Origin of the sequence: Phycicoccus sp. M110.8 (genome assembly GCF_032464895.1) — a bacterium.
Lineage (GTDB): Bacteria > Actinomycetota > Actinomycetes > Actinomycetales > Dermatophilaceae > Pedococcus.
Genome location: NZ_JAWDIC010000005.1, coordinates 19,486 through 33,838, shown reverse-complemented (window position 1 = coordinate 33,838; position 14,353 = coordinate 19,486). Strand labels below are relative to the sequence as shown.

13 protein-coding genes are annotated in these 14,353 nt (G+C 73.5%); 4 read left to right on the top strand and 9 right to left on the bottom strand.

Going from position 1 to position 14,353, the window contains the following annotated elements:
• Positions 1-3 precede the first annotated feature (3 nt).
• From RKE38_RS18485 to RKE38_RS18450, 8 genes are all read right to left on the bottom strand, one after another.
• Entirely contained in the window at positions 4-1,104 is a 1,101-nt protein-coding gene (locus RKE38_RS18485; RefSeq protein WP_316008947.1) for a hypothetical protein, read from the bottom strand.
• A 149-nt stretch (positions 1,105-1,253) separates the two neighbouring features.
• Complete coding sequence (locus RKE38_RS18480; protein ID WP_316008946.1) at positions 1,254-1,943, bottom strand: A24 family peptidase; 690 nt, start codon at positions 1,941-1,943, stop codon at positions 1,254-1,256.
• Positions 1,940-2,794: a shikimate dehydrogenase gene (locus RKE38_RS18475; RefSeq protein ID WP_316008945.1), complete on the bottom strand. Its 855-nt coding sequence runs from the start codon at positions 2,792-2,794 to the stop codon at positions 1,940-1,942. Before RKE38_RS18475 ends, RKE38_RS18480 begins: the two co-directional genes overlap by 4 nt.
• Entirely contained in the window at positions 2,764-3,957 is a 1,194-nt protein-coding gene (gene mltG, locus RKE38_RS18470) for an endolytic transglycosylase MltG (protein WP_316008944.1), read from the bottom strand. The genes RKE38_RS18475 and mltG overlap by 31 nt, the downstream gene beginning before the upstream one ends.
• Positions 3,954-4,469 carry a Holliday junction resolvase RuvX gene (gene ruvX / locus RKE38_RS18465; RefSeq protein ID WP_316008943.1) on the bottom strand — a complete coding sequence of 172 codons (516 nt, stop codon included), beginning with the start codon at positions 4,467-4,469 and terminating at the stop codon, positions 3,954-3,956. Before ruvX ends, mltG begins: the two co-directional genes overlap by 4 nt.
• Before the next feature lie 20 nt (positions 4,470-4,489).
• Positions 4,490-7,186, bottom strand: a complete 2,697-nt coding sequence (alaS, locus tag RKE38_RS18460; protein WP_316008942.1) for an alanine--tRNA ligase — start codon at positions 7,184-7,186, stop codon at positions 4,490-4,492.
• Positions 7,187-7,295: 109 nt separating this feature from the next.
• Positions 7,296-7,607 carry a DUF6167 family protein gene (locus tag RKE38_RS18455; RefSeq protein ID WP_316008941.1) on the bottom strand — a complete coding sequence of 104 codons (312 nt, stop codon included), beginning with the start codon at positions 7,605-7,607 and terminating at the stop codon, positions 7,296-7,298.
• 6 nt (positions 7,608-7,613) lie between these two features.
• Positions 7,614-8,006: a DUF948 domain-containing protein gene (locus tag RKE38_RS18450; RefSeq protein WP_410055484.1), complete on the bottom strand. Its 393-nt coding sequence runs from the start codon at positions 8,004-8,006 to the stop codon at positions 7,614-7,616.
• Between the two features lie 173 nt (positions 8,007-8,179).
• On the opposite strand from RKE38_RS18450, the gene RKE38_RS18445 reads away from it, so the two are divergent.
• Complete coding sequence (locus RKE38_RS18445) at positions 8,180-8,893, top strand: VOC family protein (protein WP_316008940.1); 714 nt, start codon at positions 8,180-8,182, stop codon at positions 8,891-8,893.
• Between the two features lie 26 nt (positions 8,894-8,919).
• Here RKE38_RS18445 and RKE38_RS18440 read toward each other — a convergent pair whose 3' ends face one another.
• Positions 8,920-10,254 carry a replication-associated recombination protein A gene (locus RKE38_RS18440; protein WP_316009134.1) on the bottom strand — a complete coding sequence of 445 codons (1,335 nt, stop codon included), beginning with the start codon at positions 10,252-10,254 and terminating at the stop codon, positions 8,920-8,922.
• Positions 10,255-10,345: 91 nt separating this feature from the next.
• Here RKE38_RS18440 and RKE38_RS18435 point away from each other — a divergent pair, with 91 nt between their 5' ends.
• The 3 genes from RKE38_RS18435 to RKE38_RS18425 all read left to right on the top strand — a co-directional run bounded on the left by RKE38_RS18435 (position 10,346) and on the right by RKE38_RS18425 (position 14,305).
• The gene (locus tag RKE38_RS18435) at positions 10,346-12,568 is read left to right on the top strand and encodes an MMPL family transporter (RefSeq protein ID WP_316008939.1); all 2,223 of its coding nucleotides are present in this window, start codon (positions 10,346-10,348) and stop codon (positions 12,566-12,568) included.
• Positions 12,565-13,344 (top strand): GNAT family N-acetyltransferase, encoded by a 780-nt coding sequence (locus RKE38_RS18430; protein ID WP_316008938.1) that lies wholly within the window; start codon positions 12,565-12,567, stop codon positions 13,342-13,344. The genes RKE38_RS18435 and RKE38_RS18430 overlap by 4 nt, the downstream gene beginning before the upstream one ends.
• 142 nt (positions 13,345-13,486) lie before the next feature.
• Positions 13,487-14,305, top strand: coding sequence for an alpha/beta hydrolase (locus RKE38_RS18425; RefSeq protein WP_316008937.1), 819 nt, complete (start codon positions 13,487-13,489; stop codon positions 14,303-14,305).
• The last annotated feature ends 48 nt before the right edge of the window (positions 14,306-14,353 follow it).

The following is a 14,353-nucleotide window of genomic DNA, read 5'->3' as shown; positions in this document are numbered from 1 at the left end:
AGCTCAACCGAGCAGCCGCGCGAGCTTCGTACGGCTCTCGAGGAAGGCCGCGACGTCGAGCCCCAACCGCTGCTGGTGGCACAACCAGGCGACCAGGATCAGCTCCTCCAGCAGATCCGGGCCCGGACCCCCTTCGCGACGCATGGCGGCAAGGGCGAGGTGGTGTGCCTGCAGTGCTGTGTTGCGCCCGTCGCGCGACGGGTGCGGTGCGAGGAACGCCAGCACCAACCGGGTGTAGCTCTCTGCCCACCTCAGGCGGGCCACCGTGACCGGCACGGCCTGATCGACCAGCCAGCGCAGCAGCGAACCGTGCACGGACGCGGCATCCGCAGGCGCGAGCGCGGTGAGCTCGGTCTGGACCCCCACGGCGAACCCCTGGCGGCAGCTCTCCCACCGGGGCGAGCCGCCCCCCTGTCCGGCCGCGAGCTGCTCCAGCATCTCGTCGAGCTGGTCGGCCGAGTAGGGGCCGGCGACGATGGCCTCGAGGGCGTCGTCGAGCCACCCGGCCGGTGGTGCGGACGAGCACAGCGACCCGGCCACCTCACCGGCGGGACGGGTGACGGCCTCGAGCCGTCGACGGCGCCGTGCCATCACCTGCGCCAGCTGCTCGGAGGTCGGTTCGGGGTGTGCGCGCAGGTGGAGCCACCGGAAGAGATCCGTCTCGGTCTGCTCGTGCACCTCGCCCGCGCCGACCCACGTCAGCACTCGTTCGACCACGAGCATGCAGAGCGTGTGCGCGTCGATGCTCGACCCGCGTCCGGCCACGTCATCGAAGTCCTCGCGGGCCGGCAGGGCGACATACGCAGGCACTGCCACCGCCAAGTCACCGGGAGCGACCCTGCCGTGTCGGACGTCGGCCAGCCAGTCCCAGAGCTCCTCCGCCAGGGCCGCCTCACGTCCTCTGGCCGTCGAGGACACGGCGGCCTCGTCCGGCAGCCCGGCACGGGCGACCTTGAGCACCGTCCCCCACCGCACCGGCGGCAGGTCGTGGGCCAGTGCGGTCACCGCGGCCTCGTACCCCGCAGCAGAGCCTGCCTGCGCGCGGACGTCGACCAACCGCGCCTCGAACTGCTCCGAGGACGTCACGCGCCCGGTGTTCGTCACGGCACCCCCTGCTCAGATCGGCCACATCGACGGGACCAGCCTCGCACCGACCTGTCGCGTCCACATCCCTGCCGTGACGCAACGACGTGGCAGGAACCGCGGGTGTCGCGGTGACCTTCTCCCGGACGCGAGAACCGGGACGCACCCGCTCAGAGCGTGTAGCGGGCGGCGACACCGACGAAGGCGCCCACGAGCATCGCGGGCCCGAAGGCGATGTGCGACCGGAGCCCGACCCGCCGCCCGGCCAGCATGACCAGGGCGACCACTCCACCGACGACGAAGCCCGCAACCGTCCCCATGACGACGGCGCCGACCCCGAGCCAGCCGAGGACGAGGCCGATGAGGCCGGAGAGCTTCACGTCGCCGAACCCGAGCGACCCCGGGGAGACCAGCGCGAGCACGAAGTACAGCGCGTAGAGGGCCGCCGCGCAGACCAGCGCCCGCACCAGGGGCTGCCACTCCCCCGCCCCCAGCGCGGCCACCGCCACGAGCACCAGCAGCACGGGGTACGCCGGCAGCACGAGCCCGTCCGGGAGGCGGTGCACGTCGGCGTCGATCCACACCAGGGCGACCGCGAGCCATGCGAACGCGAGGTATGCCGGCAGCGCGGCCCAGCCGGCCGAACCACCCACCTGCCAGGAGAGCCAGCCCCACAGCAGCGCGAGCGCCACCCCCGGCCACCACGCGTGGCGCGGCAGTTCGCCGGCCTCGTCCGACTCGATGCGGTAGCCGCCGGTGGCGAGCTGGCGCCCCGTCAGCACACCGACCAGCGCCCCGGCCAGGGTGAAGACCATGACGAGCCACCACGCCGTCCCGGCGTGCGGCGCCCAGACGGTCACCGGGCCAGGGCCTGTCGCCCGGCGGCATACATCGCGTCCACGGGCGGGGCCTCGCCGGTGAACAGCCGGAACTGCTCCGCAGCCTGGTGGACGAGCATGTCGAGCCCCGACACCACGGTGGCGCCCGCCGCCGTGGCCGCTCGCGCCAGGGGCGTGGGCCAGTCGGCGTAGACGACGTCCATGACCGTCGCGCCCGACAGCTCGCGCCCCTTCCGACCGCCGGCCGGGCCCCCCAGTGCGGCCGCGGCGGCCACCGCACCGGCAGGCGGAAGCGTGCTGACCACGAGGCGACCCGGGTCCCTCGCCCAGTCCGCCAGCGCGACGACCTCGACCGCCACGCCGGCGTGCACGGCCAGCCGCAGCGTCTCGGGCCGCGCGTCGCCCCTGACCGCCAGCTGCACCGAACGCACCCCCAGACCTGCCAGGGCGAGCAGCGCGCTGCGCGCCGTCGCACCGCCCCCGAGGACGGTCGCGGCACCGTCGTGCGGGGCGCCGGCCAGGGCTGCCTCGATGCCGTGGACGTCGGTGTTGTGGGCGTCCCACCCGAGGTCCTCACGCCGGACCAGGGTGTTGACCGCCCCGGTGACCCGCGCGGTCTCCGTCACCGTCGCGGCGACCTCGAACGCCACCTCCTTGAGCGGCATGGTGAGGCTGAGGCCGCGCCAGGACTCGTCGCGCTCCCCCACCCAGCCAGCCAGGTCGTCGGCGCCCACCTCGTGCGCGGTGTAGCGCCACTCGGTCAGCCCGAGCGCGCGGTAGCCGGCAGCGTGCAGCGTCGGCGACAGCGAGTGGGCCACCGGCTGCCCCAGGACGGCAGCGTTCAGCACCGGTCGCTGTGCTGCCGGCACCACGACTGGAACTCCTTGACGTTCCGGTCGTGCTCGGCCTGCGTGGCGGCGAACTTGGTCTCGCCCGTGTCGGGGTCGACGGTCACGAAGAACAGCCACGGCCCCGGGGTCGGGTTGGCGGCCGCCTCGATCGAGGCCGCGCCGGGGCTGTTGATCGGCCCGGGCGGCAGGCCCTGGACCTTGTAGGTGTTGTACGGGCTCGGGCTCTGCCGGTCGGCATTGCTGGTGCCGGCGCGGCCGCGCTTCTGGACGGCGTAGTGGACGGTGGAGTCCATCTGCAGCAGCCCGAAGTTGGGCGCGCCCCTGGTCGCGAGCCGGTTGACGATGACGCGCGCGACCTTGCCACGGTCGGCGTCGCCGCTGACCTCTCCCTCGACGATCGACGCCACGGTCAGGACGCGCTCGGCGTCGCCCTCGTCGACCCCGGCCTTGGAGAGCTCGCTCACCGTCATCGCGACCATCTGCTTGAGCTGGTCGGTGGCGGTGGCGTCCTTCGCGAACTCGTACGTCGACGGGAACAGCCAGCCCTCGACGTTGCCCTTGGCCGCAGCCGGCAGGCCGAGCGCGGCCGGGTCCTTGGCCGCTGCCTGGTAGTCGGCCACGGGCACACCCGTCCCCTTGGACAGGGCGGCGAAGATCTCGTTCTTCCACAACCCCTCGCGGATCGTCACGCGGGGGACGTCGGCGCGGTTCTTCGAGTCGATCAGGATCGCCACCGCGTCCGCGGCCTTCATCTGCTTGCGGAACGTGTACGTGCCCGGCTGGACGCCCGTGATGCGCGGGTTCGCGGCAGCCGCGTCGGCGAACGCCTTGGTCGACTTCACCACGCCCGCGGCGACGAGCGCGCGGCCCATGGCCGGTGGCAGGTCGCCGTCCTTGATGGTCACCTGCACCTGCCCGGTGCCCGGGCCGGGGTAGTCGTTGCTCTCCAGGAACCCGTCGACGACCGGGCGCAGGACCGTGTATGCCGCGAGCGCTGCGGCCGCCACGATGGCCAGGGCCACGACGAGGATGCCGAACCGGCGGCCACGCCGACGACGGCGGCGCGGGCGCTGGTGCCGCTCGGACCGCGTGCGGACGGGCGCGTCCCCGTGGTGCACGTCCGGGTGCTCGTGGTGCTCGTCGTGCCCCCCGAAGATCGAGTGATCCAGCCGGGGCTCGGTCATCGGTGCCTGTCCTTCGTCCTGGGCTTGCGCCCACCGGTCCTCACCAGCTCGCCGGGCGGGCGCCCTGAGCTGCGCTCCGCGTCCAGTGCCGCCTGCAGGATGAGGACTGCTGCCGCCTGGTCGACGACGGCCCGCTGGGACCGGCCGCCGACACCGCTGGCGCGGAGCTGGCGGTGGGCCTCGACCGTGGTGTTCCGCTCGTCGAGGAGACGCACGGGAACCGGGGCGACGCGGACCGCCAGCCGCCCAGCATACGTGCGTGCGATGCCGGCAGCGGGACCTTCGGAGCCCGAAAGTGAGCGCGGCAGCCCCACGACGACCTCCACCGCCTCGAGCTCGCGCACCAGCTCGACGATCTCCTCGACGTCGGTGGGGGCCTCGGCCGTGGCGTCGGCGTCCCTCGCCACGGTCCGGACCGGGGTGGCCAGCAGCGCGGAGGGGTCGCTCGCGGCGACGCCGACGCGCACGCTGCCGACGTCGATGCCCACCCGCCGGCCGGGGCGGGTGGGCATCGACGTGTCGTGCGGGTCGGTCACCCGGCCGAGCCGTTCCGGACGGCCGCGTCGACCTGTCCGAGGGCCTCACCGGTACGGCTGGCGTCGGTGCCGCCGCCCTGGGCCAGGTCGTCCTTGCCGCCGCCCCCGCCGCCGAGCGCCTGCGCGGCGACCCGGACGAGCGCGCCGGCGCGGATCCCGCGCTCTCGGGCGCCGGCGTTGGTGGCGACGACGACCGACGGACGGCCCTTCGCGACCCCGGTCAGCGCCACGACCGCGGGGGCCGCGTCACCGAGCCGGCCCCGCAGGTCCAGGGCCATGGTGCGCAGGTCGTCCGCGGACGCGCCCTCACCGGCGTCGTGGGTGAGCAGGCGGACCCCGTCGACGTCGCGGGCGTACTCCACGAGCCGGCCGGTCTGGGCCTGGACCTGCTCGCGGTGCATCCGCTCGATCTCGCGCTCGGCCTCGCGGACCCGCGCCACGAGCTGGGCGACCCGCTCCTTGAGCTCTCCGGGCTGGACCTTGACGATGTCGGTCAGCTCCGCGACGAGCGCACGCTCCTTGGCCAGGTAGCGCAGCGCGTCCATGCCGACGAACGCCTCCAGGCGGCGCACGCCGGAGCCGACCGAGGACTCACCGGTGACCGACAGCGCGCCGATCTGGCTGGAGTGGCCGACGTGCGTGCCACCGCACAGCTCGCGGGACCAGGGGCCACCGATCTCGATGACGCGGACCTGCTCGTCGTAGGTCTCCCCGAACAGCGCCAGCGCACCGAACTCGCGGGCCTCGGGCAGGGTCATGTACTGCGCGGAGACTGGCAGGTCCTGGCGGACCGCGAGGTTCGCCACCTCCTCGATCTCGCTGCGGGTCTCGGCGCTGAGCGCCTGTCCCCACGCGAAGTCGAGGCGCAGGTAGCCGGGCTTGTTGTAGGAGCCGGACTGCAGGGCCGACGGGCCGAGCACCTGGCGCAGCGCCGCGTGCACGACGTGCGTGCCTGAGTGCGCCTGGCACGCCGAGATGCGCCACTCGGGGTCGACCTCGGCGCTGACCTCCAGGCCCTGGCGGACCGGGCCGGTGAGGACCTCGACGGTGTGCACGACCAGGCCCTTGACCGGGCGCTGGACGTCGACGACCTTGAGGTGCGCGCCGTCGGCGACGATGACGCCCTCGTCGGCGATCTGGCCACCGGACTCGGCGTAGAACGGGGTGCGGTCCAGCACGACCTGGCCGCGCTGGCCGGGCTCGAGCTCCTCGACGCGCTCCCCGTCCACGACCAGGCCGAGGACCTTCGCCTCGGTGGTCAGCTCGGAGTACGCGCGCCAGTCGGTCGCGCCGAGCGCCCGCAGGTCCTTCCAGACCTCGGTGTTGGCGTGGCCGCCCTTCTTGGCCTTCGCGTCGGCCTTGGCCCGCTCGCGCTGCTCCTGCATGAGCCGGGTGAAGCCCTCGCGGTCGACCTCCAGGCCCTGCTCGGCGGCCATCTCGAGGGTGAGGTCGATCGGGAACCCGTAGGTGTCGTGGAGCTGGAACGCCTGCTCCCCCGCCAGGGTGCTGCCGCCGGACTCCCTGGTGCGGGTCACCGCGGTGTCCAGGATGGTCGTGCCCGCGGCGAGGGTGCGCCGGAAGGCGTCCTCCTCGGCATACGCGATCTGGGAGATGCGCTCGAACCCGTCACGCAGCTCGGGGTAGGACTGGCTCATCCGCTCCACCGACACCGGCAGCAGCAGCGGCAGGCTCGGCTCGTCGAAGCCGAGCAGGCGCATCGAACGCACCGCGCGGCGCAGCATCCGGCGCAGGACGTAGCCGCGGCCCTCGTTGCCCGGGGTGACGCCGTCGCCGATGAGCATCAGGCTCGAGCGGACGTGGTCGGCCACGACGCGCAGCCGGACGTCGTCGGGGTGGCTGTGCGCCGCGTCGTGCCCGGACTGCTGGCCGTACTTCTTGCCGGTGAGCTCGGCCGCACGCTCGAGGACGGGGTAGACCTCGTCGATCTCGTACATGTTGTCGACGCCCTGCAGGATCGAGGCGATCCGCTCCAGGCCCATGCCGGTGTCGATGTTCGGCTTGGGCAGCGGCCCGGAGACGTCGAAGTCGACCTTGCTGCGGACCTGCGACAGCTTGGACTGCATGAAGACGAGGTTCCACACCTCCATGAACCGGTCCTCGTCGACCGCCGGGCCGCCGTCGGGGCCGTACTCCGGGCCACGGTCGACGTAGATCTCCGAGCACGGGCCGCCGGGGCCGGGGACGCCCATGTGCCAGTAGTTGTCGGCCAGCCCGCGGCGCACGATGCGCTCGCGCGGGATGTCCGTGAGCTGCACCCACAGGTCTGCGGCCTCGTCGTCGTCCTCGAAGACGGTCGCCCACAGCTTGTCGGGCTCGATGCCGTAGCCGCCCTGGGCCTGGGGCGTGGTGAGCAGCTCCCAGGCGAACTCGATGGCGCCGGCCTTGAAGTAGTCGCCGAAGGAGAAGTTGCCGTTCATCTGGAAGAACGTGCCGTGGCGCGAGGTCTTGCCGACCTCCTCGATGTCCTGGGTGCGGACGCACTTCTGCACCGAGGTGGCCCGGTCCCACTGCGGGGTCTGCTGGCCGAGGAAGTACGGCTTGAAGGGCACCATCCCGGCGTTGACGAACAGCAGGTTCGGGTCGTCGTAGATGAGCGGTGCGGAGGGGACGACGGTGTGGCCCCGACCCTCGAAGAAGGAGAGCCAGCGGCGCCTGATCTCGGCGGTTTCCATGGGTGAATCAGTCCTTAAGCGCATGCCGCGCGTCTGCAGGCGGACATGACGAATCGTACGGGCAGTGCGGTGGGCGTGTGCGGGGCGGCAGCGCGGGGCGCCGGCGCCCCTACCGAGCTCGGTGCGCCCCGGGGCCCGTCGGGTCGTCGAGCAGCGCCCGCGCGGAGTCGGCGTCGAGCCGGGGACGGCCCGCGACGTCGTCGACGGTGTCGGTGTCGATGCCCAGCGCGAGGCGCAGCTCGCCCTCGCGCTGCTCCATGCCCTCACGCACGGCGGCAGCGAGCTCCTTGAGCCCCTCGCCGAAGTCGGACAGGCCGTGGGCGACCCCGGAGGGGGTGTACGCCTGCGCGGCCTTGCTCAGCCGGCGCACGGCATACACACCGGCGGCGGCGCCCAGGGCGGTCCAGAAGAGTCGGGACACCGGCGATCAGCCCCTGCGGCGGCGACGGCCGCCCGCGTTGCGCTGCCCGCCGCCACCGAGCGCCGAGCGGACGCCGTAGGTGAACGCGGCGACCTTGACCACCGGGCTGCCGAGCGTGGCCGCGAACAGCGACGTCAGCGCGCTGGCGTTCGTGGTGATCGCCGAGACGTTGGTGGTGATCGTGTCGACCCGGGCCAGCTGCTCGTTGGTCAGGCTGACGGTGTCGGTGAGCTTGAGCAGCGTCGGCTGGACGTTCTCGGTGGTCGTGCGCACGCTGACCCTCGTCTCGTCGAGGATCTTGCCGGCCTTGCCGATCACGCTCCCCAGCCGGAACACGAGGAACGCGAAGGCCAGCGCGGCGACCATGCCTGCGATGTCGCCCAGACTCACTGAATCCATGGCGAGCACCCTACCCCGACGCCCGCGCCTCGCCCGTCCGACTTGTCCGCCGCCCCGCGACCCCGTTCGCGACCCGGTTCGCAGGCTCGTCCGCGAGCCCGTTCGCGTCCCCGTCCGCGCCCGTCGACGTCGTGGTCACGGGCGCTGTCGGTGGCCGGGTGCACGATGCGGCCATGGATGAGACAGGACGCTACGAGCTGGTCGCCTTCGACGTCCCGGACGCGGGGGCCGCCGCGCGCTTCTGGGCCGACCTCACGGGCTGGGAGGTGGTCCGTGACGTGGGCGACTGGGCCACGCTGCGCGCACCCGACGGCCAGGAGGTCGCCTTCCAGCAGGTGGCCGACCACCGGGCACCGCAGTGGCCGGGGCAGGAGCACCCGCAGCAGGCCCACCTCGACCTGCTGGTCGACGGCACCGAGGCGGCCGCACAGCGGGCGGTCTCCCTCGGCGCCACCCGGCTGGCCGACGGCGCGTCGTGGGTGACCCTGGCCGACCCTGCCGGGCACCCGTTCGACCTGTGCCAGAAGGACGGGCAGGAGGGGGTCGGCCTGTACGCCGTGACCTACGACGCGCCCGACGCCTCCGCCCTCGCCCACTTCTACGCCGGGCTGTTCGGGGTGAAGGTGGCCTATGACGGCCCGGAGGGCGCGATGGTCACGACCGATGGCCACACCCTGATGGTGCAGCAGGTGCAGGAGTACACCGCACCGCGCTGGCCGGACCCCCAGCACCCGCAGCAGGCGCACCTCGACGTCCTCGTCGACGACCTCGACACAGCCGTGGCGCGGGCGCTGGAGCTCGGCGCGACCGAGCTCCCCGGGGGCGGTGACGGCTGGCGGACGCTGGCGGACCCCGCCGGGCACCCGTTCGACCTCACCACCGGCTGACCACCGGCTGACCCGAGGGGCGGCGGTCAGCTGCCGCGGATGCGCTCCTTGAGCCACGTCCAGCGCTGCTGCAGCCGGGCCTCGAACCCCCGGTCGGTGGGTCGGTAGTAGTCCGTCCGCCCCTGCAGGTCGTCCGGCAGGTACGCCTGCCGGGCGACCCCGTCCGGCTCGTCGTGCGCGTAGACGTACCCGTCGCCGTGCCCGAGCCGGCTGGCGCCGGCATACCCGCTACCGCGCAGGTGGGGCGGCACGAGGCCGCCCTTGCCCGCCCGGACGTCCGCGATGGCCTCGTTGATGCCGGTGTATGCCGCGTTGCTCTTGGGCGCGAGCGCGTTGTGGACCACCGCCTGGGCCAGGATGATCCGCGCCTCGGGCATCCCGATCTGGGCGACGGCGTGCATCGCGGCGACAGCCGTCTGCAGGGCGGTCGGGTCCCCCATGCCGACGTCCTCCGACGCGGAGATGACGATGCGCCGGGCGATGAACCGCGGGTCCTCCCCCGCCTCGAGCATGCGCGCGAGGTAGTGCAGCGCCGCGTCGACGTCCGAGCCGCGCATGGACTTGATGAGCGCGGACGCGACGTCGTAGTGCTGGTCGCCGGTGCGGTCGTAGCGGACGGCGGCGTGCGCGACCGCCTGCTCGGTGTGCGCCAGCGTGATCTCGACCGGGCCGTCGACGTCTGCCCCGGGCGCGACCCCGTCCTGGGCGACGCCGGCGGCCGCCTCGAGCGAGGTGAGGGAGCGGCGTGCGTCGCCGCCGGCGATCCGGACCAGGTGGTCCCGGGCGTCGTCGGCGAGGGTGTACTCGCCCGCCAGTCCGCGTTCGTCGACCAGGGCGGAGGCGAGGACGTCGGCGACCTCCTCGTCGGTCAGGGGGCCCAGGGTCACGAGCATCGACCGCGACAGCAGCGGGGCGATGACGGAGAACGACGGGTTCTCGGTCGTCGCGGCCACGAGGATCACCTGCCGGTTCTCGACCCCGGGGAGCAGCGCGTCCTGCTGGGCCTTGGTGAACCGGTGGATCTCGTCGAGGAACAGCACGGTCTGCCGGTCGAACATGTCGCGGTCGCGCAGGGCCTGCTCCATGACCGCCCGGACGTCCTTCACGCCGGCGGTGACCGCGGAGAGCTCGACGAACCGGCGGTCCGCGGCGTTGGCGACAAGGTGGGCCAGGGTGGTCTTGCCCGTGCCGGGCGGACCCCAGATGATCGCCGACAGCGGCCCAGCCGAGCCGCCCGAGCCCTCGATCAGCCGTCGCAGCGGGCTGCCGGCGCGCAGGACGTCGGACTGGCCGCGGACCTCCTCCAGCGAGCGCGGCCGCATGCGGACGGCGAGCGGAGGCAGCTGCGCGCCCGACGGCATACGGTCGCCGGCCTCGCCGGCACGCACAGCACTCGTCGCCGCGAACAGGTCCTCTCCAGCCGCTCCTCCCACGGGTGGCAGGCTATCCCCCGTGCCCGACGCGCCCTCCCCCAGCACACTGCACCCCGACCGGTCCCGCTCCCTGCTGTCCCGGCTCGGGTCCGCCCTGGCCCACCGCCCGAAGACGGTCGTGCTCACCTGGGTCGTGCTCGTCGTGCTCGGGTTCGCCACGGCGCTCGGCGCCTTCGGCAACGAGCGGCTGTTCGCCCGGCTCAGCACCGGCGAGCCCTCGGTGTCGGGGCAGAACTCCGACGGACGCGACCTGCTGGTCAAGCAGGGCCAGTCGCAGCTGACGACCTACACGGTCCGGGTCGACGACGTCGATGTCACCGACCCCGGGCTGGCGCAGGCCGCCACCCGCACCGCTGCCGACATCAAGGGGCTTCCCGGCGTGGCCTCGGTCGCCTCCCCGTACGTCGTCCCGGGCGGGCCCACGGGGCCGGCCGCCGCGCCGCTGCTGGCCGGCGGCTCGCCGTCGGGGCGCGGGTTCGTCACGGTCGTGACCTTCTCCGGAGACCCGGGCAAGGCGCAGCAGAAGCAGCTCGAGGCGGACGTCCGCGACGCGTTCGCCCCCGTGCGTTCCGCCGCACCCGCCGCACGGGTCACGGCGGCCGGCCTGTCGGACCTCATCACCGCCATCACCGACCAGCTCGAGGTCGACCTGCGCACGGGCGAGGGCATCGCCCTGCCGGTCAGCTTCGTCGTGATGATCATCGTCTTCGGCGGCTTCGTCGCCGCCGGGATGCCGATCGCCGGGGCGGTCGCGTCGATCGCGGGGGCGCTCGCCTCGCTGCTCGGCTTCTCCTACCTCATCGACCTCGACACCACCGCGGTCAACGTCGTCACGGTGCTCGGGCTGGGGCTGTGCATCGACTACGGGTTGCTCGTCGTGAGCCGGTTCCGCGAGGAGCTGCGGGCGCGGGCCCAGGGCATGCCCGCTGCGCAGATCCCCGGCGAGATGATCCGGTCGGCCGCGGCCCGCACGGTCGACTCCGCCGGCCGGACGGTCGTCTTCTCGGGGCTGACCGTCGCGATCTCGCTCGGCGGCCTGCTGGTCTTCGAGGCCCCGATCATGAAGGGCATCGGCGTGGCCGGCATGTCCGTGGTCGTCATCGCCATGCTCGTCGCGCTGACCCTCATCCCGTCGCTGTGCGTCCTCGGCGCGCGCCGGCTGCTGCGCCGTGGCACCGAGACCGCCCCCGAGCACGGAGTGTTCTCCCGGCTCGCCCAGTGGGTGCACGGTCGCCCCATCCCGATCATCGCCGTGGTCCTCGCGGCACTCGTCGCCCTCGCGCTGCCCGCGTTCGACCTGCGGCTGACCTCCTCCGGTGAGCAGCTCCTGCCGACCAGCAGCAGCCAGCGCCAGTTCTTCGAGGGGCTGGCGAAGGACTACCCGCAGCTCGGCGGGGCCGACGTTGTGGTCGTCGCCCGGGCCCCGCTGGCGCAGGTGCAGCGGTATGCCGCCGGCATACCCCTGCCTGCCGGTGGCCGCGTGCGCGACGTCAAGGACATCGGCGACGGGCTGGCGACCGTGAGCCTCGACGTCCCGGGCGCGGCGCTGGACGATCCCGCCCGGGCGCTGACCACCCAGCTGCGCGAGGACACCCCCGGCTTCCCGACCTGGGTGGTCGGGCAGGCCAGCGGACTCACCGACTTCACCGACTCGATGCTCGCCCGGGCGCCGTACGCCTTCGCGCTCGTCGCCCTCGCGACGCTGGTGCTGCTCTTCCTCATGACCGGGTCCGTCGTGATCCCCGTGAAGGCGTTGCTCCTCAACGTCGTGTCGCTGGGAGCGTCGCTCGGCGTGCTCGTCCTGGTCTTCCAGCGGGGGAACCTCGAGGGGCTGCTGTCCTTCTCGTCCGCCGGGGCGATCGAGTCCACGATCCCGCTGCTCATCCTGGCCTTCGGGTTCGGGCTGTCGATGGACTACGAGGTGTTCCTGCTGTCACGGATCGTCGAGCTGCACGAGCGGGGCTACTCCAACGACGACGCCGTGGTCGTCGGCCTGCAGCGGTCGGGGCGGATCATCACCTCGGCGGCCCTGCTCGTCGTCATCGTGTTCTCCGGGTTCGCGGCGGGCAAGCTCCTGGTCATCAAGGAGACCGGCGTCGGACTGGCGACGGCCGTGGCCATCGACGCGACCCTGGTGCGCATGCTGCTGGTGCCGGCGACGATGACGCTGCTCGGCGACTGGAACTGGTGGGCGCCCGCGCGGCTGAAGCGCCTCCACGCCCGGTTCGGGATCACGGAGTGACGTCGCGCGCGGGTGCCACCCGGCCCACGGCGCTCACCAGCCACGAGGAGCTGCTCGCCGCGACGGGCGGAAGTGCGTTCGTCCGCCACGACATCCCCGATCCGCTCGAGGGGACGGCACACGCGCTCGGCGCGGCCGTCGCCGTCCCGCGGCGCACGCACACACGCGGACTCGGCCTGCTCCTCATGGGGCCTCCGGACGAGACGGCGCGCCTCCTCGACGTGCTGCTCGCGGACGACCTGCTGCCGGCCCCCATGGCGTCGGTGACGGTCGAGCGCGGCTCCCTCGACGCCGTCGCGGCACGCCTGCCGCTCGGCGGGGGCAACGACTGGGAGTGGATGTGCGCCACCGCACCCCCGCCCGAGGTGCCGGCCGAGTCGCGGCTCGAGGAGCTGACGGCGGCCGACGAGCCGGCGATCCGGGCCCTGCTGGAGGCGGCGAACCCCACCACCGACGCGCGCCCGTTCGAGCACCCGGGGCAGCACTGGCTCGGGGTGCGCGAGGGCGACGGCCTGCTCGCCTGCGGCGTCCGTGAGCCGGGGGTGTCGCGGACCCCCGTGCTCGCCGGCATCACCGTCGCGGCAAGGGCCCGCGGCACCGGGCTGGGACTGGCGGTCACGGCCCACCTGACCCGCGAGGCCGTCGCCGAGTCGGGCGTCTGCACCCTCGGCATGTACTCGCACAACACCGTGGCCCGCAGGGTCTACCGGGGCCTCGGGTACGGCGACGTCCACGAGTGGTCGAGCCGGCGGCTGGTGCGCGCACCGGTCGGCTGAGCCGGCTCGGAACCTCGGCCCCCTCGGGCGTCCACGCCGGCTGGGGGCCGACGCCCGACCGCCGCACCCCCCTGCGGGCGTGCGGAGTGGCCGCGGCCGTGCCTACATTCGTCCGGACGGTTCCACCGACGGAAGGACTGAGATGCCCAACGTGACCAACGGTTCGGTCGAGATCCATGTCGAGGACACCGGCGGTGACGGTCGCCCGGTCGTCCTGATCCACGGCTGGCCGCTCAGCGGCGCCTCGTGGTCGAACCAGGTGCCGGCCCTGACCGAGGCCGGCTACCGCGTGGTGACCTACGACCGCCGCGGGTTCGGCCAGTCCGGCAAGCCGGCCGACGGCTACGACTACGACACCTTCGCCGACGACCTCGAGGCCGTGCTGGAGGCCCTCGACCTGCGCGACGCCAGCCTGGTCGGGTTCTCGATGGGCGGTGGCGAGGTGGCCCGCTACCTCGGCCGGCACGGTCAGGACCGCGTCCACAGCGCCGTCTTCGCCGCCGCGATCCCGCCCTTCCTGCTGAAGTCCGACGACCACCCCGACGGCGGCCTGGACCTGGCGACCGTGGAGTCGATGCAGGCGGACCTGCGCAAGGACCCACCGGCCTTCTTCGACGGGTTCATGACCGGGTTCTTCAGCGCCGGGGACGACCTCAAGGTCACTGAGGCCCAGCGCCAGGAGGCCCTCGGCCTCGCCGCGCAGGCCGACCCGGAGGCGGCGGCGCAGTGCATCGCGGCGTGGGTGAGCGACTTCCGCGACGACCTGGCGAAGGTGACCGTGCCGACCCTGGTCATCCACGGCGACTCCGACGGCACCGTGCCCCTGGAGGTGTCCGGCCAGCGCACCCACGAGGCGGTCGCCGGTAGCGAGCTGCACGTCGTGGCGGACGGGCCGCACGGCGTCAACGTCTCGCACCAGGACGAGTTCAACCGGGTCCTGCTCGAGTTCCTCGCGAAGTAGGCAACCCCCGCGCTGGTGCCGCCCGCTCCCGGAGCGGGCGGCACCGGC